The organism is Microbulbifer mixtoriginis (SeqCode) (genome assembly GCF_052466865.1).
Window position 1 is genome coordinate 2,961,046 of sequence record NZ_CP174293.1, and the last position, 24,914, is coordinate 2,985,959.

The window sequence follows — 24,914 nt, forward strand, 5'->3', positions numbered from 1 at the left end:
GGCAAATTTCAGTAGGAGGGAGGTGTAGTATCTACCCCATTTCCTTTGAGTTTCGCTCGCCAGCTTGTACCAAGGCGGCGCCAACTCTGGCAGCCAAATCGGCATCGGCACATTCTTTTGCCGTCACCATAGCCCGGTAAAAAGCTTCGCTGCTGGCACCCCCGTGACTTTTAATCACGTTGCCCTTCACCCCTACAAAGCTGGCGCCATTATAGCGAGCGGGTTCCACCTGTGTGCGCCATTTTCGCAACAGCTTTATGGCTAATTGGCCAAAAAAACGTTTGAAACACCCCTTTTTCTCAATGGTGAACGCTTTTTGACCCATCAGTCTAATCACGCCTTCGGCGGATTTCATGGCAACATTTCCCATCAAACCGTCGCACACAACTACATCGACAGCCCCGGTAAAGATGTCGTGCCCCTCCACAAAACCCGCATAGTTAACCTGTGGATCCCCATCGAGGAGCTCGGCCGCCCTGCGTATTTCAGCAGTACCTTTGTGCGCCTCGGCACCAATATTCAGCAGTGCAACCTCAATGTCCGCACGCGGAACGCCAGTGTGGAGATGCTGAGCCTCAATACCCATACGCGCAAACTGCAGTAGATCTTCCGCGCTGCACCCCACATTTGCGCCGAGATCCAAAAGGTAGCAGGAACCGTGCCCTGAGGGTACAGACTTGCCCAGTGCCGGCTTGCGAACGCCCTCAATATTACCCAGAACACTGCGACTTAAGGCCAAAAGGGCGCCGGTATTTCCAGAGGTAACCATTGCCTGGGCACTACCTTCCGCCACAGCTTTTAGAGCTTGGGCCATAGTGGAGTTGCGCTTATGGCGAACCGCCTGCAAAGGGTTGCACTCTTGGGTAACAACCTGCTCACAAGGGATGATTTCAAGGCGATCGGGAATTTGAGCGTGGCGCTGCTCGAGGAGCAGAGCTTCTAATTGCGCGCGCGGGCCGAAAAGTTTCAACTGCGCTTCAGGGAAATTTTGAAGAAATCTAATACAGGCCGGAACGACAGAGCGGGGACCTAAGTCCCCGCCCATTGCATCCACGGCCAATCGCAATTGGCTGGACAAAGCTTACTCTTCTTCGGAGCCGCCGCCGATGTCGATCACCTTGCGACCACGGTAGAAACCATCTTTGGTCACGTGGTGGCGACGGTGCTTTTCACCAGTAGTCGGGTCTACGGAGAGAGTTGCACCGGCGCCTAGCGCGTCGTGTGAACGGCGCATACCGCGACGGGAACGAGTCTTCTTGTTTTGTTGAACAGCCATTGCTAGCTCCTAAAATAAACAAATTTCGCTGGAACCGGGGCGCCTACCGGCGAGCCCAAACTCTAAGAGAAAATCTAGGATTTTCCCGAAGAACCCTTCAACTGCTCCAGCACTTTAAAGGGGTTTTCCCGTTGCTCGCCCGCTTCAGATGCCTTCTCACCAATATGGAAAGTCTCCTTGGAGACACACTCCTCATCGTGATAAGCCACCATCGGCAGATTGAGCAAAATTTCATCTTCGAGGATCTGGTGCAAGTCCAGCTCATCGCCATCCTGAATCACCGGATCCAAGTCTTTGGGAAGAGCCTTGCCCTGCTCTTCAGACCAAACGATACCCCAGCAAAACTGCGCCTCGAGTTGCTCGCCTACAGGATGCAGGCAACGCTGGCATAACAAATCCACCGTGCAGTGCACCTTACCGCTAACAGTGAGGTGATTTTGCAGGTCGCGGCCAAATTGGATTTCAGCCTCGACCTCCCCTTTCACAGACTCAACGGCTTCACGTAGTCGCTGCAGTGACTCCAGAGGCAAAATACCTTCCAGATACTGCTCGCGCTGCACCAATTTCCGAGCGTCAACGCTCTTAGGCAATACTGATTTAGAGGGGGCTATCGACATAAGCGCGCAATTCTATGGACTCACCCTACCCTTGTCAAAACAATTCAGTCACTGCAGTATCGCTCGGTCACAAACTTTGACCTAACAACCATGGAACCGCCCAAATAATGGCCTCCACACTGATACTAGCTTCCAGCTCCCCCTACCGCAGGGCGCTACTGAAGCAACTCCACCTCCCCTTTCAGACCGCATCTCCCCATATAAATGAAGATGCCAAGCCAGGGGAGGCCGCTGGCGCCCTTGCCTTAAGGCTCGCACAGGAAAAATCTCGCGCTTTAATGCGAGACAACCCCCAATCCCTGATCATCGGCTCCGACCAGGTTGCAGAATGCCGGGGACAAATTCTGGGCAAGCCCGGTAACCGCGACAAAGCCATTGCTCAATTACAGGCCTGCTCCGGCAACAAAGTTACCTTCCATACAGGGCTGTCTTTGCTGGAAAGCGCAAGCAACCGCCAAGTGAGCACCGTGGAAACCTTTACAGTGTATTTCCGGCCACTCAGCCTTCCGCAAATTGAAAAATATATTGAGCTGGAAGAGCCCTACGATTGTGCAGGCTCATTTAAAGTGGAGGGCCTCGGTATAGCATTATTTGAAAAGCTCGACGGCACCGACATCAACACTCTTATAGGTTTACCCCTAATTCGTCTGGTAGATCTGCTCGGCGAATTTGGTATAGATCCACTGAAATCAACTGCTAAGAGCTAAGCGGCGGCCAACCCAGCAACCCGGAAAACTCATCGATAATCGCCTGGGGATTACACTCCCGCAGGCGACTTGGGCAATGAGCGCCATAGCTAACCCCCACGGCGGGCATACCAATCGCTGCCGCCATTGCCAAGTCATAAGTGGTGTCACCAACCATCACCGCATCATCAACACCGCAATCAACTTCAGCTAGCAGTTCACTCAGCATCAATGGGTCTGGCTTGGAAGCAGTTTCATCTGCACAGCGGCTCGCTATAAATAAGTGCTCCATGCCATGCTCTTCAAACTCCCGACTGAGGCCTCGACGACTCTTCCCCGTGGCGACCGCCAACTGATGCCCCTGGCAAAGCAACGCATCCAAAGTATCTAAAACCCCATCAAATAAAGGTAGGGGTTCCACTCGCGCCGCCATCCACTCCTCTGAATAGAATTGCTTCAAGGCTTGCCGATCTTTATCAACAGCCTCAGGAAAAAGAGTGGCCACCGCCTCCGGCAAACCCAACCCAATAATATTGCTCACCGCTCCAGGAGAAAGTGCCGGCAAACCAACTCGCGCCGCCGCGCGCAACATGCAGCCAACAATCCGCGCCTCGGAATTACAAACAGTGCCATCCCAATCGAGAATAACCAGCATCGCCGCGCCCCTTTACTCGTCTCGCAACTTCTTTAATAGCGCTTGCATTTCAGTGGGTAGCGGCGCTTCAACATGCACATCGGTGCCGTCTGGAAGCGTGCAGCGCACAGAAGCCGAGTGCAGGAAAAGACGCTTAAGGCCTCGCTCACGAAACGCACGGTTATCCTCATCACCGGTGTACTTATTATCACCCGCCAGGGGACAACCAACAAACTGGGCGTGCACGCGAATCTGGTGGGTGCGCCCGGTTACCGGCTCTGCGCCCAACAGTGTTGCCGCTTTAAAACGCTCCAACACCTGGAAGCGCGTCTCGGAAGCCTTTCCATCCTGATGCACCGCGACCATCCGCTCACCACTCTTGAGGGTATTTTTACGCAACGGGGCTTCAACAACCCTCCTACCTCGAGGCCATTTACCTACCGCCAGCGCCAGATAAGACTTCCCAATCCGTCCGCCCCTCAGTTCCGCCTGCACATGCTGTAAAACATTACGCTTGCGCGCCACCATGATCGCACCGCTAGTATCCCGGTCGAGGCGATGCACAAGCTCAATAAATGGGCTCTGCGGATACATCTGCCGGAGCACTTCAATCAAGCCAAGCCGGACGCCACTACCGCCATGAACGGCAAGGCCGGCAGGCTTATTGATCACAAGCAGGCCCTTGTCATCATAAAGTATGGAGTCGTGCACCAACTGGCGTAGCTGCTCTCCAGCATGGGGGGCAGGAGCCTGCTCTGCCGCACGAATTGGCGGCACACGCACCACATCGCCCGCCGCGAGCTTGTATTCTGCCTTTACCCGTCCTTTATTTACCCTTACCTCACCCTTGCGCAGGATTCGGTAAACGCGTGAACGGGGCACACCTTTTAGGCGTGCCTGAAGGAAATTGTCAATCCTCTGCCCAGCCAGTTCTTCAGGCACAGTCAAAAACTGCACGCCACCAGAGGGGTTCCAGGTATCAGAGGGAGTGTCGGCCGCAGCCGTTTTCAGGGGAGGTGTACTTCGCATGACGCGCATCATAGCGCCGCCGCAAGGACAATTGAAGCACCTCCCTGCCCGTGCTATATTCGGCCGGCCTGAATTCGGCTGGTTTTCGGTCATCGGCGGCTTCCCACATGAAGAAATAGCCATGGCTTCGGAGAAAATACTGCTGTTCGGCCAGTGCGCGGGCATACCCGTGTTATTGATAAAAACTTAGCTGATGAGCACTCCCCAAAACGAGAATCTCAAGGGGGCCTCACCAGCACAACAGCCCACAGTTAAGTGGGTAACAATCGCGAAGGTAAGACGGGCCGCGACCCGCAGCGCTTGAAAGGACGACTCAAAACTTGCGTCCCGCTCTGTAGATAATGCCAGCGACCGAACTGGCAACCAGGAGACAACTGCTTACTTTAACCTGGTCAACAAAATATAGAAGAAGAGTAGCGGCCAAAAGCCGAGCTACAGAGCTAGAAACGATGACGCAAACCTTGCCACCCAGCTTGAAACTGACCCAAGGGTGGCGCCCAACCCGGCCATGGAAACCCACGGCCCCGGTACAGGGCAGTACTAAACGTAAGGTACTAAAGGAAGAAAGGTACTGGTAAGTGCCAACGGATAGCAGCACAGCATCGCATATCCGGAGTTTTTGCAGTGGAATGTTGGGCGAACGCTCGTCTCGAAAGGCCGCGTAGACTGAATTTGCGGAACAGACAGCCTCTCTAACTTCCCTGCCCCGCCACCAGGTCATCTCCTCTTGGCGGCCCATAAGCAAGCCTGCAATGAGCGGTGTCTCACCTTTGCGCAACGCAAGGAAATCGACACGCATGAAGAGAATGTTGATCAACGCAACCCAGCCTGAGGAGTTGCGTGTAGCACTGGTGGACGGCCAGTGGCTCTATGACCTGGATATTGAAAATCGCACCCGTCAACAGAAAAAAGCCAACATCTACAAAGGTAAAATCACCCGTGTAGAACCCTCGCTTGAAGCCGCATTCGTCGACTACGGTGAAGAGCGCCACGGCTTCCTTCCCCTGAAAGAAATTTCCCGAGAATACTTCCTCAAGCAACCCAAGGACATCGAAGGCCGCATCAAGATTAAAGATGTCGTCAAAGAGGGGATGGAGGTTGTTGTCCAGGTAGATAAGGAAGAGCGCGGCAACAAAGGCGCTGCCCTCACCACATTTATCAGTCTCGCCGGGCGCTACCTGGTACTAATGCCGAACAACCCCCGTGCCGGCGGCATCTCCCGTCGCATCGAGGGCGATGAACGCTCTGAACTACGTGACGCCCTAGCCAGCGTGGATGTCCCCTCTGGCATGGGCATGATTGTACGCACCGCCGGTGTGGGCCGCAGTGGCGAAGAGCTGCAATGGGATCTCAACTACCTCCTGCAACTGTGGAGCTTAATCAAAGAATCAGCGGACAAAAATAGCGCGCCCGAATTCCTCTTCCAGGAAAGCAATGTAATCATCCGGGCGATTCGCGATTACATGCGCGATGATATTGGTGAAGTTATTGTTGATGATGCGGATGCCTTTAAACTAGTAAAGGGCTTTGCTGAACAAGTAATGCCCCACTACGCCCACAAGGTAAAGTTCTACGAAGATAGCATTCCGCTCTTCAACCGATACCAAATCGAAAGCCAGATTGAGACTGCCTTTGAACGCGAAGTAAAACTTCCCTCCGGTGGCTCAATCGTTATTGATGTGACTGAAGCACTTGTCTCCATTGATATCAACTCCTCCCGCGCCACCAAAGGCGGAGACATTGAGGAGACCGCGCGCAACATCAACCTGGAAGCCGCCGATGAGATTGCCCGCCAGCTGCGCCTGCGCGATATGGGCGGCCTGGTCGTGATCGACTTTATCGACATGCAAAGCAAGTCCAATCAGCGCGAAGTTGAAAAGCGCATGGAGAAAGCTCTCAGCATGGACCGCGCCCGTGTACAAGTTGGCCGCATCTCCCGCTTCGGCTTGCTGGAAATGTCACGCCAGCGCCTGCGCCCATCTCTCGGTGAAACCACCTTCCGCGTTTGCCCCCGCTGTAGCGGCCAAGGCACTATTCGCGGCACCAAATCTCTGGCCCTCTCTATCTTGCGCCTAGTAGAAGAAGAGGCCAAGAAGGAGCGCAGCGCAGAGATTCGCGCAATTACCCCGGTAAACGTTGCCACCTACCTCCTCAACGAGAAGCGCAAGGCGATCTCCCAAATTGAGTCACGTAATAAAACCCGCGTAGTGGTCGTACCAAATGCGGAAATTGAAACGCCGCACTTTGAAGTTCAGCGCCTACGCGATGACGACACATCTACCCTTGAAACCTCCTATAAAATATCTGGAAGCGTAGAGGAAACTGTCACCAAGAAAGAAGAGCAGCCTAAGCGCCCACAAGCACAGCCTGCTGTACAACCGCTCGCGCACACCGCACCGGCACCAACTCCGGAGAAAAAACCGGAGCCAGGTCTGTTTAGCCGCCTGATAAACGCTATTGCTGAGCTTTTCACCAGCAAAGAAGAAGAGCCCAAAAAGCATCAGAAGTCCCAAAACCGCGGTAAAGATTACCAGCGCAATCGCAACCGTAATCGCAATCAGCGCGGTGGCAACCGTGGCAGTCGCAATGAACGTCAGACTCGCCGCAAAGACGATCGCCGCGAAGATAGCAAGAGCGATGACCTGCGCGAAGCCAGGCAGACCACAAAGTCGTTCGATGAGCGTGATAGCGGAGCCGACCGCGGTGAAGGACAGCGCCGTCGCCGCCGCCGCCGTAGCGGAGACAATCGCCGTAAAGATGAAAATCGCGGCAACGTCTCCGAGGGTAACACTAACGAAAACATCTCACAGGTAGATGAAAGCGCCGATCAGGATCGCCCGGCACGTCGCCCCAGCAATGTTCGCGGCCGTCCACAAGCTCGTCGTCGTGGCCGCCGTACAGAAAACACTGCCGCCACAGCCGTAGCTCAGAGCCAGGAAGAGCTAAATCGCGAAGTCAATGAAGCGATTGACGAAGCGGAAAGTGAAGCCAGGAAATCCAGGGATACCGCAGCCAAAAACTTAAGCGAAGCTCCTGTGAGTGAGGCGGCGAAGCCCAAGCACAAAGAGCAAAAAGCTCCCGAGCCCACCCAGGTAACCGAGCCCAAGCCTGTAGTGAAGGCTCCTGAGCAAAAGCCTTTTGCGCCTAAGGTTTCTGAAAGCCAGGCGGAAGTAAAACCAGTTGCAGAGGCCTCCCCAAAGGCACAGCCAGCAATCACAAACGAGGCACCCGCTCAGCAGCCAGTAACACCTGAAAAGGTTACTGCAACCAGAGAAGAGCAACCCTCTCCTACCCTGGTAACCCCCAAAGCCTCTCAAGAAGTACAAGCCACAAAAGTGTCGGCACCTGCTACTAACGTGGAGGCTACCGCAGCAACTGAAGATGCTGAAGAAACTGCCCTAAAAGAAGCCAGTGAAGCCGCAAAGGCATCGGTAGAGCAAGGCGACGCTATCGCCAGAGAGGAAATGATGGCTGCAGAAGCTAAAGCTTCTGAGGAAATCGCTACGCCGGCAACTCAGGGACGCGCCGGCAACGACCCGCGCATCAACCCCAAACCATTGCTGGAGTTGGCGATCGTGACAGAGCATCGTGACATAGGCTCCCAGCAGCCGCTAGACACCGCTCAACCAGCGGCCATCCAGCACAGCCCTCGCGCACTTGCACGCCCAGCCAATGACCCGCGTGTGGCACGTCAAGTAACACAGGCTAATACTGACCACAATTCTGCAGAAGCAGGCTAAGCAACCAATCAAAGCCGCCAGCAGTTCAGCTGCTGGCGGCTTTTTACATCTGAAGAATTTCCCTTGACTGGTCAATAAATCACCTAACCCATTGAACTAATTGAAAAAATTTAAAACGGCACTTGTATGTAGCACGAAGCTATGTATAATGCACAGCACAATTTGGTGGGGTGGCTGAGTGGTCGAAAGCGGCGGTCTTGAAAACCGTTGACTGTAACAGGTCCCAGGGTTCGAATCCCTGCCCCACCGCCATTATTCATGCAGAAAGCCCTGATTTTTCAGGGCTTTTTTGTTTGTGCCCTTTGTGCTCCCCCACTTAACTTTTGTAAGATCTTCACAGCAAAAGCCGCTCCACCCCTGCTGTATCGAATTGGCACCGTGGCATTCCCTCCGCAATCAGTTCATACCCATCCCGGATAGGAACTGGCGGATATTTTCATTGGCTGCCAGTAACTAGTAACTACTCGCGCCCCCATCAATAACTTTAACAAGTCAGCTGACCGTCCAGCGCCACAAATACCACCACAGAAAAAAAGGTGAGCATCATAAGGACAGCGCATACTACTCATGAGCGCAGCATGTAAAAATAAAGACCTACCGGGCAGGATATGCCCATGAGCAAGCGGCTTCCATTGCTCATACCATCATGTGGTGACGATAAGCTACTGGCTCACGATGCCCAGCCAAGAAATCTTGCCAACCCTCAGCTGATTTAGATTCAGCATTTAACCAAGTCAACATATGATCCGCCCCTAGAAAAACTGGACTACGGTCATGGCCAACCGCCTCAACTTCTGGAGCCGGGTCATCGGTAATCAAGGTGCATGAGAAGTAACCAACCTCTCCCCCCAATGATTCCCAGTAGTCCCAAAGGATTGGTGCCCACATCAAATCTTTACCCTTTGGGGTAAACTGGGCCTGAGCTTTCTTACCCTTGTGTTCGACCCACTCAAAGAAACTCGTGAATGGTAATATCCCATGCTGGCGGCCAATCAGGGGGCGCCAGGTTTTTGCTTCAAGCAATCTATCTAGCCGAGCGTTATATAGACTGTATTTTGCTGCTAGATCCCAAGCCGAGTTGGATGGGCGTATCGAGTAACGTAGCGGGCGCAACCAATTATTACCTCCATCACATACTATACTAGGCGCAAAATAGCGGGGGTATACTCTTTCGCCTGGCCCTGCAAGACGGAATTGACTGACACGAGGTAGCCCCTTCAACCCGAGCGCGTGGCGAACCTCCGCTTTAGCAGAGCAGTTCTCCCACTTCTGGTTGAAGCGGAATTGATTCCAGGCATTCACATCCGCTCTAAACCCTACAGGAAGTAATGACAGCGTCTTGTCACTAGGGACCGTAAAGGAGTAGCACATGGAAATTCACCGTAGAATGTGGCCTGAACCACACTAATAAGATGATTAAAAGAAGAAAGAGAATTTAAGAGGAGTGTATCAGCTGCCTTCACCCTTCAGATAATCCACTATTTTATCAATCTCCTCTTCATTTTCGTCAATAAGCCTATCTGAAAGAATCTTAAGCTTGTCAATTGATTTGTAATCAAAAGGACCCACAAAGGGGTCAATAAGCTCAACATTAAGATAATCATATTTCACCCGCGAAGGTGCCAAAGACTCGGCAATTTCCAGAGAAAATATCTGCTGATAGTCCATTGATCGTGTCATGCTAAATATTGCATCATGGAACCAGCGTAATTTCCCCCAACTCTTTAGACTTCTATAATCAAAACCCATAGTATGAACTGGGTGTATTCCGGAACCAAGAATCAGCAAGTAGTAGTTTTTGCCTGGAAAATTTTTTATTACATCATGCAAGATAACGTTAGCCGGATCATTAGCCGTGATTGCTGCATCTGCAAAGTAACGATGAGTAATCTTCTTGTCTGGCCCCACAAAATCAACAGGGGTAAAAAAAGCCTCTGCACTCGATGCAGCAGCAACAAGCTGATAAAGCGTATTAGTAGGCAAATCTAAAGCTTTTATCCCTCTATTCTTAAATAGATGCAACCTTCCATTATGTACATCCAGCGACGGGATAATCACATAGTTATTTAAGCTGGTGAAGTTCATCGCCGGAGAATAATTCCTTTCCAAGACTTCTGAAAGATGGGCACCCATAAATTGCGGCGAGAGGTATCCATTTAATGTCAAGGCATTATGATACCAGGGCACTGAAAACAAAAACTCACTTTCTTTTTCATATACCTTTATTAACCTTTCACTTCTTGAGGAAATGTTGTCATGATCAAAATCAAGCCGACCCAATTGAGAAAGGGGAATATTCAAGCTGGTGGCAATAATCGCACCTGTTGAAACTCCACTAAAGACGTCGAACACTTCCTCTACAGGCTTCCCCAATTGTTTCTCAATATGCTGTATCACATAGAGAGGAATAAGCCCCCTGACGCCACCCCCTTCAATGATCAGAATATTAATTGTTTCCTTTTTCTCTAACGCCTCATTGCTTTTTATTAACTCCTCTGTAATTGGCTGGGAATCAAACTTGATACCGCGAACAAAAACATAATTGTAAGAAAAAACCAGCAAACCTAGAGCCACTACTAACAAAAAGAAAATGACTACAGAATGCTTGACTTTCATTACAGCACCTCTACCCTACATACAAAGTATAAGCACAAACCTTAAGTTTGACTCTACCATCATAAGCTAGCTGTAAATTCTATTTAGAGAGACTTGTGTCTTATCAAAAATAACATACCACAAACAAATTCCCCCAAGTAAAGCATTAAACCTATATAAAATTTCACCCCCAAGACACTTATCCAAACAGACATAAAAAGAGCCAGATAATCCTTCTTTTCGAAAAAAATAAGAACGAATTACTTGTGGCTTTTCTTCTCTGTAGGCAAATACAGATATTGACTACTCATGCCCTACTGCCATTATCCTATTCATAGCCTTACAATTATCCTTAACGAACGTTACGCCTAGCCTCTCTAAGCTTGCTCACACTATATGTTCTAACAGACTTAACTGATTCATTAGCATCCTGGTCTTTCAAACCTTATGCAAAACTTTATCGCTGGCATTTGTCAAAAAAAATGCATCAATCCCTACAATTAGCGTCAATTATGAGATACTCCCCCCATAAAAGAACCCTAATAAACTGGGAAAAGACCTATGACTAAGTTCACCACCTACCTGGCAGCTGTCTTACTAGCTGGATGTAGCGCCACCACAAGCATCACACAAAAAAGTGCTAGTGAAGTTCGTCAGGCGGTAACGATACATAATAGTTCCGAAAATAACGCAACTGAATATAGCGGCCCTCCAATGCAGGCAACCACCGATGGCTCGGATCACAACCTGTACTACTATATGCTACGTGCTCTTGCCCCCAAGAATGGCGGAAGCCGCCAATACCAACTGCGTATTGATATCACATACCGAGAAAACTGGCGCAACTATGACACAGCCACATTTAGTGGTGGAAACGAGGTTGAGCTATCCCAACTCGATCGAAAAGTCCTCAACTGTGCATCAGCATTTAAATGCATGCTTGAAGAAACTCTGGAAGTCACATTGAGTGAAAATCAGATCACCAATGCTCTCAAGAAGCGAGAAAGCCTTAGAGTGATGCTTTATGCAAAGTCAGGTCATCGCTCGGTTATCGAAGTGCCCAACTCTTATCTGATGGGTTTTTACTCCAGTGTTGTCAATAGACGGGGCTAAAAACTGAAAGGCCATCACAATTGCTTATTGTATGACCTTTAAATTGTGGGATCTCTGAGTAGCTCCGGAATACCTATACAGACTTCAGCGCCTGGCTTGCTTAACGAGGCAAAGTCTTCATAACAGGTTTGTGAAAAGTCTGAACACTCGCAAAAAATAGAGCCGAAAGCCTGGCGGGATCATTCAGATACTCCCAGGCTTCTATAATCTATAAACTAAGATTTCTGCAGGCTTTCAGTAGTCTTAGCAAGCCCCTCTTCTACCGATACCGGTGGCTGCCAATCAAGCAGGTTCATAGTTTTTCCAATATCCACTTGCAAAGAACCACATAGACGACCGGCAACAGCCCTTTTCCCCAGTAGGGAGAGAGTAAAGATCAGAACAGATGCTGGCACAGGTATCAATAGAGCCCGGCATCTTAGGCTCCTTGAAAGCCGCCGCAATAAATCCGTGATAGACATATCAAGACCATCAGATACAAGGAAGACTTGATTTCTTGCGTTCGGGTGTTCAATACAAACTGTGATCAAGTCGATCAAGTTATAGACAGAAACCAGGCTGCGCCGATTGTTAATTGAACCTAACGGCAGTGGAATACCTTTCTGCAGCCAACGCATCATGGATTGAAAGTTAGCTTTTACTCCAGGTCCATAGACTAGTGGTGGACGAATAATAACCACTTCCAGGCCAGTTTCCTCTGCCAGAGCGAGCAAGGCATCCTCAGCTTCTTTTTTTGATATCCCATAGGGGTCTACAGGATTTGAGGGCTCCTCTGCGGTAAATGGGCCTCTGCCAGTAGTGGATTCCCCATTCACCTTAATAGAGCTTAAGAAAATAAACCTTTTTACCCCTGAAGATGCCGCTTGGCGGGCCAGCTGTAAGGTACCTTCCAAGTTCACTTTGCGAAATTCTGCCAAGGGGTCAGCAGCACCTTCTTTCATCACATGAACTCTCGCGGCAGTATGGATCACCACATCAATATTGTTCAGTGCGGTACCCCAGTCAGTTTCCACATCTATGCGAGGTACATAAAGCCCCCCTTCTATCTCCTGGCGATACACGGGCAGTACCTTAACCCTTTTAGATCGCAGGGCTGATAAAAGAGCACTTCCAATAAAGCCACTGGCACCGGTCAACAATACTCGCGCTTCCACAAGCCCCGCCCATATCAATTAATTTCATCAGGAAGTAGTTTACAGATGGGGAAGCATTGAGTCACTGGTGGAAGGGTTGACGATAAAGAGCTCTTAGCGGGTAGCCTGAAAATAAAAGTATCTTGGCTAAGCAATGATTAGACAACTCAAAAGTGTTCAGCAAGAGGGGATTTAATACTCTCTTATCTATTATTCGACCTTTAGTTTTGATCTCTAAGGCTGCAAAACCGAAGCTGAGCTTTGCCAGCATTTTTCACTCTGGCTCTGACATTCTCTAGAGCCCGCCCATGGGGCTCAGTAGTTTCTGCGGTTCCCCATTTAATCTCCCATTTTTCTCGGGCTGCCAAGCAAGCCTTGGCTTGCCGATAATGCCAGCGAGCCTCAGCACAGGGGTTAAGATCTCTGGGAACCTTACGGTCACAGATACGATGGTATCTTTTGCGGGCCAAATTTGCTTTAAAGTCTTTATCTATTACCGCATCAAAGTGGCGAATAGGCGAAGCTATAATCCTTTGCGATGTCACGCCCCCCCTAGCAATGGCCCTAGAAGGGATAGCCCAGCGTAACGTGGTTAACGCGGACTGATCTGAGAAAAATTCAATGGGTGAAACAACTAAAAGTTTCCCATCAGACAAACATATTACTGAAATCGGGCTAGTGCCAGCCAGAGGAAGCTTCTTTAGATAGTAACTAGTCGTTAACCTATGAGACGTTGACCATTCAGAGGCACTAAAACCATTTAAAGGGCCGGTATCAAACCCCATAGTGCCAGCTGAGAATGTGGAAATGACAAGTATCAATAGACTGTTTAAACCAATTAGTGACTCTCCAATCCGTTTATTACCATTTGTAGGCATAAGCAGACCCTAATAAATTTAGATGCCCGGACAGTCCGAAGCGAGAGACTTAAACTTTAAACAAACTAAAAGGTTAGTCTAGTGTCGCGAAGTTTAAGCCCCAACTACGCTCTTTCGGAGAAATCAAACTTGCCTACGTCAATACTTAAAGGTGCTTTTGTAGTTCTTTTTGATTTAGTACTGGGGTAATCCAAATTTCCGCACCCAGAGCTGAAAAAAATTTTTCATTATATGCCATCAGATGATCCTGCCGCTTCTCCTCAAGAATAAAAATAGCCGCACGCTTACCATCCTCTAAAAAGAAATAGGAGAATTCAGGCTCAGCCGAAGCGATAAAATCATTGAAGGCTCTTGGCATGGACTTGTCTGCGATAGCATTATTGCCACTCTTAACGGGGATCAGGATTTTCATTAACAGGCGCATCAGGCTTCCTCTGTTGGGGAATTAAGGTTTAGGCTCCAACCATAGTCAATACCAGACCAATTAAGCGATATGAGGTGACTAATCCCGCTGAAGGACACTGGTGGCTAAGTAGAGTTCTTATGCTTCTACCATGTTTCTACTGCCGTCTTCCGCGCCTGAACCCCTCTCGTGCCAGTGAATCCACTTTAAATCCACCACCATCACGGTATAAAGCACCGGCACCAGTAGCAAAGTACCGCAGGTTGCCAATATCAAGCCTCCTATCTGGGCAAAACATAAAGGCTGCCAAAGAGGACCACCATGGAAAGCGAGAGGCACCAGGGCGCAGGTAGTAGCCGCTATTGTGATCAGGATTGGTCTTAGTCGTAGGATCCCCGCGTCCAACAATGCCTCTCTGAAAGGATCGCCTGCGGCATGACGCACTTCTATAAAATCAAACAAGACAATAATATGGCTGACAATTACCCCTACCAAGCTTACTATCCCCAGAAAAGCCATAAACCCGAATGCCTGGCCAGTGATATAAAGCGCTGCAAGGGCACCCACCATACCCAGTGGTACGGTGGCAAATACCACCAAGGGTTTCAATAAGTTACTAAACTGGAAAACCAGAGCCAAAAAAATAGCCCCTGAGGAAACACCAAGTATCATGAGTAGCTGTGCAAACCCATGTGTTGAGTTAGCCGCATCTCCAGAAGCTTGTATTTGGTAACCACTGGGCAGCGTCTTTTGCAAGGCATCTAACTCATCTTTTACATCTCCCATAATATCGGAGGCAATAAATCCAGCATAAGGGTATGCAAAAACGGAAATCGTGCGAAATTTTTCCAAACGACGAATTCGCTCAGTTCTAAAGTCAATTCTTGTTGTAGCCACCTGCTCTAGGGGAACTCTTATTTCCGTATCTGATGAAAACACATAAAGGTTGTTAATATCCTGCAATTGCCCACGCTGATCCAGTCGGAGGCGAACAACAATTGGTATTTCTTTGTCTCCCTCCCGTAATGTGGATACCTCATTACCATTAATTGCCGTTGATGAAGCCTGGGCAATATCGGCATTCGTGACTCTAGACATCGCTGCCCGGTCTTCAAGAACATTCATATAAAGCACAAGACTCCTCTCTCCCCAGTTCTGGCGAACCGTACGAGCATATGCCGATTTCTGTACAATATTTTTCACTTTCTCGGCAATATCTCGCAAGATGATAATATCCTTACGCTCTTCCTCAGAACCGGTTGTCACACGCCCTGAAACCCTTATTTCAAAGGGATAATCTACCGGGGTAGTTTGCAATTGGCGCACATCCAGATCGGCTCCTGGGATATTCTTACTGAGGGCTTCCTGAATAATCGGGACCAACTTTGGAGTCAAATTTTTATCATTGATACGGATAATAATTTGACCATAATTAGCCTGCTGTGGCCGAGGGTTCACTGTATACCAAAAACGCGGTGCGCCTCCACCAACGGTAGTACTCAGCGCTTGTAGAATTGGCTCATCAGAATTTCCACCATTTTCTTTTTGATACTTTTCTATTGTTTGTCTAATCACCTGCTCCGCTTGTTTGGCAACACTATCTGTTTCATCAATGCTTGCATCATTCTGCAACCAGACATCCACATAGGACAAATATTGAATATCATCTGGAAAAAAAGCATTCTTTAACTGCGTTTTCAATACCACTCCTACTACCAGAATAAGTAAAAATGCCAGTAGCACAAGTTTCCTGTGATCTATTGCCCAGCTAGCGGTTCGATAGTACACACCTGTAAGCCCATGTTTCCGCCGCTCCTCCAGTGTTGGCTCTGTACGCTTTGGTGGGCGCAAGAGAAGATTTCCTATGAAAGGCAGAAAAGTCATAGATACTATACGGGAGGCGATCAATGCACAGGCCATAACAATTGGTAAACTATGCAAAAAATCACCTTGATTACCGGTTAGCAGTAAAAAAGGTAAATACGCAACCACATTGGTGAGCGTCGCAAAAAAAATGGCTTTCGCAAGTAGGGTTGGCCCAAGCCAGGCAGCAATAAACGATGGTTTACCCGCGGCCATCTGCCGCTTGATCGCATCCCCGGCAACAACAGGATCATCCACTAAAAGCCCAAGGGCAATAATCAAGGCTGCAATAGAGACTTGCTGAATATCCACCCCCATAAACTGGATAAAGCCGAAAGTCATTGCCAAAGTAATCGGGATTGAGATCATCAGTAGGACAGCGGAACGCCAATCAGAAAACCCGATAAAAGCAACAATAACCACAAGGATAATGGCTTCAACCAACGCTTCAATAAAAAGCCCCACACTTTCCTTTACTTGTCTGGGCTGATCAGATACTTTTTCAATAATTAAATCTGGCGGCAAGTCGGCCCTAACCTTATCCAACAGCTTAGTGAGTGCCTTACCCAACTCGCCGATTTGCTCACCATCACGCATCTGTACCGATAAGTTGACACTGCGATGCCGTTGCCATGTTCCATCGTGTTTAGACTGGCTAACATAGTAATTTAATAGTTCTGGCGGCGACTCATACCCCATTGAAACATCCAGTACACCCCGTAAGTACACCGGTGTACCATCATCACTTAAAGTGATAGGTACGTCCCCAATTTCTTCATAATTGCTAAAGTCCCCACTGGGGAAGATTGCGACATCCATATCTTCAACGGTCAGATTGCCGCCAGGAATGGTTGTATTTCGGGCATTGAGTATTGGGCCAATCATATCCGGGCGCAGGCCGTAAGAAGCAAGCCGCTCCTGGGAATAAACCAAATCAACTTGCTGTTGCAGCACCCCGGAACGCAGCACCCGTTTCACCTGAGGCATAGTATAAATATTCGAAGCAATCAGATCAGAGAAATCGTCCAGCTGCCGATAGCTATATTTTGCCCCGGCTACTTGGGTAAGACGTTCACGAGTTTTAGCAAGATCACGCACAATAAATGGATCCCAGGCATCGGGAAAGAATCTCTGTGCACTGAGTCGTTCATTCAAAAAACGATATCCCGCGCGCATCAACTCTTCATCGCTTTTATCAGAAGTAAAATCTACGCCGATATAACCGGGGCCCGACAGAATTTTAAATGCAGTGCCATAACCTTGCTTCTCCATCCACCGGGACAAGACCTTGAAGGCAGCCAAGCTATTCACCCCGTGCACTGAAAGCGGCAGGGCCACCATAATACTGACCCTCTGCTCTATTCCCTGGTTTTTATACTTGGCGCGAACCTCCGATAATGCTTCTCGAATGTTTTCTGCTCGGAGGCTAATTTCAGTAGCTCCGGCCCTTGGGCTGGCTACTGCCAAAAGCACGGCAGCCGTATCCCCAAATTCATCATTGAATTGAGTAGCCTGTGTCCCTGAAGGCAGTTGACTCTGCGCGTCAATAAGTTTCAGGTTTATATCATTAAATGCCTTGGTGACATCGGTGTGAGGGGCAAGCTGAGTTTGTACTACGGACACACCGTTAAGGGTCAGTGATTTTATTGCAAAGGACCGCGCATCTGGCTGGTATAGATATTCACTCTGGGCGATGGCATCTTCAATTCGTCGTGTTACCAGCTCCTCAACTTTGATGGCACTTTGCCCTGGCCATTTAGTTGTTGCTGTGGCTATACGGACGGGAATATCTGGATCCTTACTTTTGGGCATCGCGATATAAGAGATAAGCCCCCAAAACATAACCCCAACCAGTAGCGCCCATGAAATGGAGGAGTTATCGACAAAAAAGCGAGCGGTATTAAAACGGTGCTCACTTTCAGCTTCCAGGATTTCTTCTCTGGTTTTTTCGTCTTTAACCGCCATTGATATTCCCTTGAGGCACTAGGGCACTATCCTTACCGCCTGACTATCCTGTAATTGTGACGCGCCATTGGACACAACCCGCTCCCCCTCCTTGAGGCCGTGTAAAACAACAATTTTGTTACCCACTACCGGCCCTGGAACCACTCTGCGCAGTTTTGCCTGTAAAACATTGTTGTCAATTTCCAATACAAAAACGGCAAAGCCTTCCGATTCATTTGACTGCGGGACCAAACATGAAAGGGGCACCACAACCCGGTTTGGCTGAGGCTGCATTTTGTCCAGTAAAAGACTCATAATCATGCCCGGTTTTAATATTGCATTGGGGTTAGGCACGGTTACGGTAATGGCAAAAACTCTGGTGCGCTCCTCTGCTTTCGGGGAAACTTCTGTGACCTGGCCAGTAAAAGTCTTGCCTGGTTGGGACTCTGTCATCATAGAGATAACACTACCCAGTTTGGCAAAGCTCAACACCACATCGGGCACATTAAAAACCACTTTGACACGAGAGATATCAGCAACCACAAAACCAATGGCATCCCTTTGCACCAGAGTGCCGACCTCTATATTGCGTTGAAGAATAATTCCCGTAAGGGGTGAACGTAACACCGTGTCATTGAGATTCTCTTTAGCGTTATCCAGGCGTGCCTTAGAGCCTACAACCGAGGCCTGTGAGATCTCATACTCCTCCCGGGCGGCGTCGTAATCCGGTGCCGTGATACTTGCGGTGGCAAAAAGAGCCGAAGCTCTTTTGTAGTCCAGATCTGCTTTCCTCCGGGCAGCCTCTGCTTTACTGACATTCGCTGCCGCCTCAACCACCTTGTCTCTGTATTGCTCGTCGTTGACGATAGCCAGGGGCTCTCCCTGAATCACTCGGTCCCCGCCCTGCAATATTCTTATTTTTCCAAGCGCCCGGCGAGTTGGAATTTCATCGATATATCCCTCTGTTCTAAATGCTACATCTACCTGCGTATAGGGGTGGACCACGGCAGAGTATGGATAACCTTCAATACCACTTTCTGTACGAGCCACTGTAGCTTGCACAGGCACCGGACTTTTCTCCGGTGGCTCACTTTGGCAGGCCGATAGTAAGAGCAGAAACATCAGTAAAAGGGGTAAACGCAACATCGTTACACCTCCCCCACCGCTCTTTCGTATTCGGCTAACGCCCTCCAGACAGAAAGTACCGCTTTGTTGTAATCGCTGTTGGCGCGATCGAGCTGGGTTTCAGTTTCCAGTACGTTGGTTAATAGCGTCGTTTGCTCACGATAGCGGTTGATCATTACCCGTAACTTTTCCCGATATGCCGCTTGTAATTCTCGGGCTACAGCTACCGATTCCTGCGCAGTCCGTAACTTGCGCAAGCTGTCGCGCACTTCTACTTCAATTTGACCGCGCAACTCCCCCACTCTAACTTCGGCCCCAGCAATTTTACTCGCGCGGCTGGCCAGCTCATCCCGCTTGCGCCCCCAGTCAAAAATCTCCCAGCGTAAATCTAAAGCAACGATTACCTCGGCATCAGGAACAAGGCTTACGTTAAAGAGCTTGAGATAACTGAAGTGAAAGTCTATATCGGGAATATATTCAGATTTCTTAACATCGTAGCTGTATTCAGCCTTCTCAATGGCCAACAGTGATTCAATAAAATCAGGGCGTTGATCAAAGGCCAACACCAGGGATGCATCGGTGTCATACACGACTTGATGAGGTACAGGGAGGTGCTCGACGCTAAATGGCGTTTCTACATCGCGCCCCAATAGCGCATTGAGTCGCTCCTTGGCCGTAATCATCTCATCAATCCTGCGCTGACGCTCCAATTGGCGCTGGGCCAAGCGGGCACGTACATCCAGCAACTCGTATTCTAGAGCCACCTGTTGGTCGACATAATTGCGCACCAGGTCACTCAGGGAACTCAAGAACAAAATAGATTCATCAATTGCCTGGAGGTCACCGATAATCCTGCCCACCTCGAAATACTGCAGCTTTACCAAAAAAGCGACATCCTGCTGCGTCCAGCGCACTTTTTGTACCGCCATAGCAGTGGTGACATAGCCCTCACAGATTTCCAAGGCAATAGTGTAGAGACGGGTAAGAGGCTGGCGCGCACTGAAGGAGACGATCTCAGTAGTTCCCTGCTCGGTGGTGATCTCCACATTGTTTGGTGGGATTGGTCCTATTTCAGAATCGGGAACAAGGCTACCCTCAGGGAAGGTATAGCTCTGGGTGGTGAGGTTGTGATTGATGGCGGCATTCAGTTCCAATCGCGGGTAACGGCGTGTCTTTAGCGCCTCAACCATATCACCCGCCTCATCGACTTCTAGAGCCGCGCCCTGCACCCGCAGGTTGGTACGAATGGCCGTTTGTACTGCATCATTGAGCGGAAGCACAGGCTCAGGGGCAGAGCTCCAGGCAGCGCCGATAAAGATCCATATTGCGAACCCGCCCTTGAACAACGATCACCCCTTCCTGGCAGCAGCACACACCCGCACAATATGCAATTATTCCAGTAAGTATATGTGCTTCATGCTCACCGCTTAGTCAGCACGCCTATCCCCACGCCAACCAGTGTACTCCCCCTACATATTTCTTTTTTTTATATCTGCCTGAGCCATTTCCCCGCCAATAAATCCTTTCTAGGTGCTAGCGCCCGATAAAACCCGGGTGCGTCAAAATGAAGTTTCACCTGCCCTTTTCCATTGGCTAGGCTAATAACTGGCGGCGATCAAAACCGCTTGTTGTTGGCTCCCGAGCAGTTCTATGGCGGTGAAATTCCTACCGGTAATTGTGATTCTGATTTGCCTGATCGCCGTGGCCGGTGCGCTCAGCCTGATGATGTATTTCAACCTGGATGAGCGACTGATCGAACTGTTCCAGTGGCTCAATGAGCAGGGCTGGCAAACCAGCCTGCTATTCGTGTTAATCGTTGCCCTGGCGATCGTATTGTTGTTGCCTGGTGTTATTTTCACCATGGGCGCAGGATTTGTATTTGGAGTAATCAAAGGCACTTTGTTGGTACTGTTGGGAACCGTCCTCGGCGCAACCTTGGCCTTTCTGATTGCCCGCTACCTGCTCGGAGAGAGGCCATCACGCTGGATTATGTCCCACATAAAGCCCGCCACGGTGGGCGAAGTGATTCGTCGTGAGGGCTGGCAGATGATCATGTTAACCCGCCTGGTACCACTGTTCCCTTTCAAGCTCTCCAACTATTTCTTTGGGCTAACACCGGTTCGATTGCGGGATTTCGTACTGGGCAATGCTCTGGGGGTAATCCCCCTCACTCTGAACAATGTATATGTAGGCTCCATCGCCGCGGATCTAACGTCCCTGGGTGAGGTGGAGGAGCGCACTACGGTGCAATGGGCGCTTTACATCATGGGCTTTGTACTTGCTGTACTAGCCTTGATCGGCCTCACACGCATGGCGCGACGCGCCCTGAAGAAGATCGTGAAAGAAGAGGATCTCTGATGCCCTGGATGAAATGGCTACCGTGGCGCTTCTTCGTACGCCGATTTGCCACCGCCCACGGTTTTCTTGATCCGCTAACATTGATGGCTCGCTTGCAGCGCTTCGCCGAACCCTCAGAAGTCAGCGAGCCCATTGAGCTACTGCGTGCGGGTGCGGTATTTCACGCCCGTGCACTGATCAATAGCAAGGTAATCCAGCACAATCTGGACTGGGTCTGGCCCTATTGGATACAACGCCAGTTTGACCCACGAGATAATTCGTTTATCCCCCGGGCTTTTTCTATCACCCACTGTAACCTCAGCCACCGCAATTGGACCGCTGTGGGGTTACCTGACTGTGAGGCTTTGCCGGTGGTCGATCCCCGTGGCCTGGTCACACCCTACTACGATGGGTGGTCTATTGATGCCTGGGTAATCGGCGACGGTGGCGAGGAATTAACTCCCGCCTCCCTCACCTACTGTGAGCAACACCAGGAACTGGATGATCACCTTTCTGTGGTTACGGAATCCGCTCGCCACGGACTCAAACTGCGCAACACTGTATCCGTAGAAGTCATTGATGGAGCCCCCCACTGCAACATCAAACTTACCGCCAGTTGCCGGAACAGCGGCTGGCTATTGGTGGTCCTGCGCCCATGTAATCCAGAGGGGGTCAGTTTTGTACACAAGGTACGCCTCAATGACCAAGGCCGAGGGTGGCTCATTGAAGACAAGCAGGCGGTTTTATTCAGTCAACCCATCGACAAGCACCTGGCCTCAGATTATCGCGGTGGGGATATTTACCTGCACTTGAAAGACGAAACTGGGCGTATGCAGGGTGAATGTGATGTGGGCATGGCCTCTGCTGCAGCCATGTTTCGATTAGAGCGTCACAAGCCCCTGAAGCTGGAAGTTTCAATTCCCCTCGACAGCGAAACCCCTAAAGACACAGAGACGAAAAGCTGGGCGGAAAGCTTGGCAGGCCACTGCGCGCTCAAGATTCCAGACCGGGACTTCCAATTCCTCTACGACTCAGCCATTCGCACCCTGATTCTGCACTCCCCCAAAGATGTGTACCCAGGCCCCTACACCTACAAGCGATTCTGGTTCCGGGATGCCGCCTTTATGATCCAGTCACTGCTTTACGCAGGCTTGATAGATCGCGCAGAACGGGCTTTGGATCAGTTTCCTCACCGACAAAAACGCGATGGTTTTTTTCACTCCCAGGATGGTGAGTGGGATTCCAACGGCGAAGCGCTTTGGATATTCAACTTATTTTGCCAGCTGGCAAATAAGCCGCTTAAGCAATTCTGGTGCGAGCCCATCCTCAAGGGAGCCAGATGGATTATCAACAAGCGCCTGCCCCAGGATGGCAGCCTCTGTGCGGGCCTGTTACCAGCAGGCTTCAGTGCAGAGCACCTGGGTCCCAACGACTGTTACTACTGGGATGACTTTTGGGGAGTAGCCGGATTACACGCCGCTGCCGCCATCTGCACCAGAGAAGGCATTGACGACAATGCACACCGATTCAGCACCGCCGCCAATGATTTTCAGCGCACCATTGACGAAAGCCTCAGCAGTGCTCAAGAACGGCTAGGAAGATCCGCCATGCCGGCCTCTCCCAACCGGCGCCTGGATGCCGGAGCTATCGGGTCCGTGGTGGCAGGCTATCCACTACAGCTCTACCCCCCAGATGATCCCCGCTTGATCGACCTGGCTGACTTTTTGATCGACAAATGCTTTGTCAGCGGCGGTTTCTTTCAAGATATGATCCACTCGGGTATCAATGCCTACCTCACACTACATATTGCCCAGGTCTTACTGCGCGCCGGGGATCGGCGATGCCTGGAGTTGATGCGCAGTGTCGCCAAACTGGCCTCCCCCACCGGCCAGTGGCCTGAAGCCATCCACCCCCATTCCCTGGGCGGTTGCATGGGCGACGGGCAGCATGCCTGGGCCGCTGCAGAGTGGGTCGCCATGCAGCGCAATTGCTTTGTGCGAGAGGAACAGGACGCCCTGATACTGGTCTCAGGATTACCGCCGGAATGGCTAAAGGATACGTCTGCCAAGGTCCCCATTCGCTTCGGCCCAGCGCCGACGCGGTTTGGGGTGATTTCCCTGGAGATCACTCCCGGAGTCCGCCCAAAGGTCTCCTGGACCGCAGACTGGTACGGAAAGCCACCGGCCATTGCTGTTAACCCCATTGGCTTTCCACCCACACTGGTTGGCGAGGGGCTGCAATCTGTGGAGTTAAAATCCCAGTGAATATCGTCATGCTGACCAACACCTACTTACCCCATGTCGGTGGCGTGGCGCACTCGGTCGCTGCTTTCAGCGAGGAATATCGCAAGCGAGGGCACAGGGTTTTGATCGTGGCCCCGGAATTTCCAGAGAAAATCGCCGGGGAAAAGCACGTTGTACGCATCCACGCCATCCAAAATTTCAATGGCAGCGACTTCTCAGTAGCACTGCCTTTTTCACCGGATTTGAGTGATCGGCTAGATCAATTCAAGCCAGATATCGTTCACGCCCACCACCCTTTTCTTCTGGGTATGACTGCCCTTCGGGTAGCCCGGCAGCGGGAGCTACCGCTGGTTTTCACCCACCACACGCTCTATGAGCACTATACCCACTATGTACCCGCTGACTCTCAAGTGCTGAAACGCTTCGTGATTGAGCTGGCCACACGCTATGCCAACCTGTCCAGCCTGGTACTGGCACCCAGCCACAGCATTGTTAAATTATTGCGCGAGCGCGGCGTTCAAACCCCCATCGCCGAGGTGCCCACGGGCGTTCAACTGGAGGACTACAACAACGGCGACGGCAGCAAGGTGCGTCGGCGCCTGGGTATTCCCAAGTCCGCATTTGTGGTGGGCCACCTGGGCCGCTTTGGTCAGGAAAAAAATCTGCGTTTCCTCTGCAATGCAGTGACGAGATTTATGCGGGATGAAGGCAACGCTCACTTCCTGTTTGCCGGCAGCGGACCTCTTGAGGATGAGCTGCAGGCAATTTTTGCCAGCCGGGGGCTTTCCCAGCGTCTGCATATGCCCGGTGCAGTGCTCGGCGAGGCGCGCCGGGACATGTACAACGCCATGGACGCTTTTGTTTTCGCCTCTACTAGTGAAACTCAGGGGCTAGTGCTCTCTGAGGCCATGGCTGGAGGGGTACCGGTTATTGCCCTGGATGCCAACGGCTCCCGGGAAATGGTACGCAATGGTAAAAATGGGCGACTGGTGACGGAAATAAACCTGGAAAGCTTTATTGAGGCAATCCGCTGGCTTTACCAGCTACCCCCGGAACAACGCCAGGCTCTCAACCGAGAAGCCTTAAACACCGCACGGGATTTCTCTATGCACAGCTGTGCACAGAGAGCGCTGGATCTCTATCAACCTCTGCTCAAATACGGATGGGCCCTGGATGACTCCCTCTTCGCCCAGTGGATGCGCATGCGCAATCTTATTGGTGCCCAGTGGGAGATTATCGAAGGGTTGACCGGAGCCGCCGGTGCGGCATTTGGCCAGGCACCGGAGCCATAGCCGCCC

20 protein-coding genes and 1 tRNA gene are annotated in these 24,914 nt (G+C 50.6%); 8 read left to right on the forward strand and 13 right to left on the reverse strand.

The window, feature by feature from the left end; all coding sequences use genetic code 11:
- Nucleotides 1-31: 31 nt before the first annotated feature.
- The 3 genes from plsX to ACJJJA_RS13330 form a co-directional block, all read right to left on the reverse strand.
- Nucleotides 32-1,078 carry a phosphate acyltransferase PlsX gene (plsX, locus tag ACJJJA_RS13320; RefSeq protein WP_444904922.1) on the reverse strand — a complete coding sequence of 349 codons (1,047 nt, stop codon included), beginning with the start codon at nt 1,076-1,078 and terminating at the stop codon, nt 32-34.
- 3 nt (nt 1,079-1,081) lie between these two features.
- Nucleotides 1,082-1,276 carry a 50S ribosomal protein L32 gene (rpmF, locus tag ACJJJA_RS13325; RefSeq protein ID WP_252081838.1) on the reverse strand — a complete coding sequence of 65 codons (195 nt, stop codon included), beginning with the start codon at nt 1,274-1,276 and terminating at the stop codon, nt 1,082-1,084.
- A 74-nt stretch (nt 1,277-1,350) separates the two neighbouring features.
- On the reverse strand, nt 1,351-1,893 hold the full coding sequence (locus tag ACJJJA_RS13330; protein ID WP_252081839.1) for a YceD family protein: 543 nt from the start codon (nt 1,891-1,893) through the stop codon (nt 1,351-1,353).
- A 107-nt stretch (nt 1,894-2,000) separates the two neighbouring features.
- On the opposite strand from ACJJJA_RS13330, the gene ACJJJA_RS13335 reads away from it, so the two are divergent.
- Nucleotides 2,001-2,600, forward strand: coding sequence for a Maf family protein (locus ACJJJA_RS13335; protein ID WP_252081840.1), 600 nt, complete (start codon nt 2,001-2,003; stop codon nt 2,598-2,600).
- Here the strand turns inward: ACJJJA_RS13335 and ACJJJA_RS13340 are convergent.
- Nucleotides 2,590-3,234 carry an HAD-IA family hydrolase gene (locus ACJJJA_RS13340; protein WP_252081841.1) on the reverse strand — a complete coding sequence of 215 codons (645 nt, stop codon included), beginning with the start codon at nt 3,232-3,234 and terminating at the stop codon, nt 2,590-2,592. The two genes, ACJJJA_RS13335 and ACJJJA_RS13340, sit on opposite strands and share 11 nt — an antisense overlap.
- Nucleotides 3,235-3,246: 12 nt before the next feature.
- Nucleotides 3,247-4,242, reverse strand: coding sequence for a 23S rRNA pseudouridine(955/2504/2580) synthase RluC (gene rluC, locus ACJJJA_RS13345; protein WP_444904923.1), 996 nt, complete (start codon nt 4,240-4,242; stop codon nt 3,247-3,249).
- On the opposite strand from rluC, the gene ACJJJA_RS13350 reads away from it, so the two are divergent.
- Entirely contained in the window at nt 4,241-4,432 is a 192-nt protein-coding gene (locus ACJJJA_RS13350) for a hypothetical protein (RefSeq protein WP_252081843.1), read from the forward strand. The genes rluC and ACJJJA_RS13350 overlap by 2 nt on opposite strands.
- A gap of 123 nt (nt 4,433-4,555) precedes the next feature.
- On the opposite strand, the gene ACJJJA_RS13355 is transcribed toward ACJJJA_RS13350, so the two are convergent.
- Entirely contained in the window at nt 4,556-5,041 is a 486-nt protein-coding gene (locus ACJJJA_RS13355) for a hypothetical protein (protein ID WP_252081844.1), read from the reverse strand.
- On the opposite strand from ACJJJA_RS13355, the gene ACJJJA_RS13360 reads away from it, so the two are divergent.
- Together ACJJJA_RS13360 and ACJJJA_RS13365 are read left to right on the forward strand one after the other, a co-directional pair.
- The gene (locus ACJJJA_RS13360) at nt 5,040-7,982 is read left to right on the forward strand and encodes an Rne/Rng family ribonuclease (RefSeq protein WP_444886371.1); all 2,943 of its coding nucleotides are present in this window, start codon (nt 5,040-5,042) and stop codon (nt 7,980-7,982) included. The genes ACJJJA_RS13355 and ACJJJA_RS13360 overlap by 2 nt on opposite strands.
- Before the next feature lie 164 nt (nt 7,983-8,146).
- Nucleotides 8,147-8,234: transfer RNA gene (locus tag ACJJJA_RS13365), tRNA-Ser, on the forward strand.
- 384 nt (nt 8,235-8,618) lie between these two features.
- On the opposite strand, the gene ACJJJA_RS13370 is transcribed toward ACJJJA_RS13365, so the two are convergent.
- Nucleotides 8,619-9,353, reverse strand: a complete 735-nt coding sequence (locus ACJJJA_RS13370; RefSeq protein WP_444904924.1) for an SOS response-associated peptidase family protein — start codon at nt 9,351-9,353, stop codon at nt 8,619-8,621.
- Nucleotides 9,354-9,431: 78 nt separating this feature from the next.
- A complete protein-coding gene (locus ACJJJA_RS13375; RefSeq protein ID WP_444904925.1) occupies nt 9,432-10,598 on the reverse strand; it encodes a patatin-like phospholipase family protein in 1,167 nt (388 codons plus the stop codon).
- Nucleotides 10,599-11,138: 540 nt separating this feature from the next.
- On the opposite strand from ACJJJA_RS13375, the gene ACJJJA_RS13380 reads away from it, so the two are divergent.
- Complete coding sequence (locus ACJJJA_RS13380; protein WP_444904926.1) at nt 11,139-11,690, forward strand: hypothetical protein; 552 nt, start codon at nt 11,139-11,141, stop codon at nt 11,688-11,690.
- 215 nt (nt 11,691-11,905) lie between these two features.
- On the opposite strand, the gene ACJJJA_RS13385 is transcribed toward ACJJJA_RS13380, so the two are convergent.
- The 5 genes from ACJJJA_RS13385 to ACJJJA_RS13405 all read right to left on the reverse strand — a co-directional run bounded on the left by ACJJJA_RS13385 (nt 11,906) and on the right by ACJJJA_RS13405 (nt 20,382).
- Nucleotides 11,906-12,844, reverse strand: coding sequence for a UDP-glucose 4-epimerase family protein (locus ACJJJA_RS13385; protein WP_444904927.1), 939 nt, complete (start codon nt 12,842-12,844; stop codon nt 11,906-11,908).
- Between the two features lie 1,002 nt (nt 12,845-13,846).
- On the reverse strand, nt 13,847-14,125 hold the full coding sequence (locus ACJJJA_RS13390; RefSeq protein ID WP_444904928.1) for a hypothetical protein: 279 nt from the start codon (nt 14,123-14,125) through the stop codon (nt 13,847-13,849).
- Between the two features lie 117 nt (nt 14,126-14,242).
- Entirely contained in the window at nt 14,243-17,932 is a 3,690-nt protein-coding gene (locus ACJJJA_RS13395) for an efflux RND transporter permease subunit (protein ID WP_444904929.1), read from the reverse strand.
- Nucleotides 17,933-17,950: 18 nt separating this feature from the next.
- Nucleotides 17,951-19,057, reverse strand: a complete 1,107-nt coding sequence (locus ACJJJA_RS13400; protein ID WP_444904930.1) for an efflux RND transporter periplasmic adaptor subunit — start codon at nt 19,055-19,057, stop codon at nt 17,951-17,953.
- Nucleotides 19,058-19,059: 2 nt separating this feature from the next.
- Nucleotides 19,060-20,382: a TolC family protein gene (locus tag ACJJJA_RS13405; RefSeq protein WP_252081917.1), complete on the reverse strand. Its 1,323-nt coding sequence runs from the start codon at nt 20,380-20,382 to the stop codon at nt 19,060-19,062.
- 304 nt (nt 20,383-20,686) lie between these two features.
- Here ACJJJA_RS13405 and ACJJJA_RS13410 point away from each other — a divergent pair, with 304 nt between their 5' ends.
- The 3 genes from ACJJJA_RS13410 to ACJJJA_RS13420 are packed head-to-tail and all read left to right on the forward strand — an operon-like array spanning nt 20,687 to nt 24,908.
- Nucleotides 20,687-21,394: a TVP38/TMEM64 family protein gene (locus tag ACJJJA_RS13410; protein ID WP_444904931.1), complete on the forward strand. Its 708-nt coding sequence runs from the start codon at nt 20,687-20,689 to the stop codon at nt 21,392-21,394.
- Nucleotides 21,394-23,637, forward strand: coding sequence for a hypothetical protein (locus ACJJJA_RS13415; RefSeq protein WP_444904932.1), 2,244 nt, complete (start codon nt 21,394-21,396; stop codon nt 23,635-23,637). Before ACJJJA_RS13410 ends, ACJJJA_RS13415 begins: the two co-directional genes overlap by 1 nt.
- Nucleotides 23,634-24,908 carry a glycosyltransferase gene (locus tag ACJJJA_RS13420; protein WP_444886382.1) on the forward strand — a complete coding sequence of 425 codons (1,275 nt, stop codon included), beginning with the start codon at nt 23,634-23,636 and terminating at the stop codon, nt 24,906-24,908. Before ACJJJA_RS13415 ends, ACJJJA_RS13420 begins: the two co-directional genes overlap by 4 nt.
- Nucleotides 24,909-24,914: the final 6 nt, after the last annotated feature.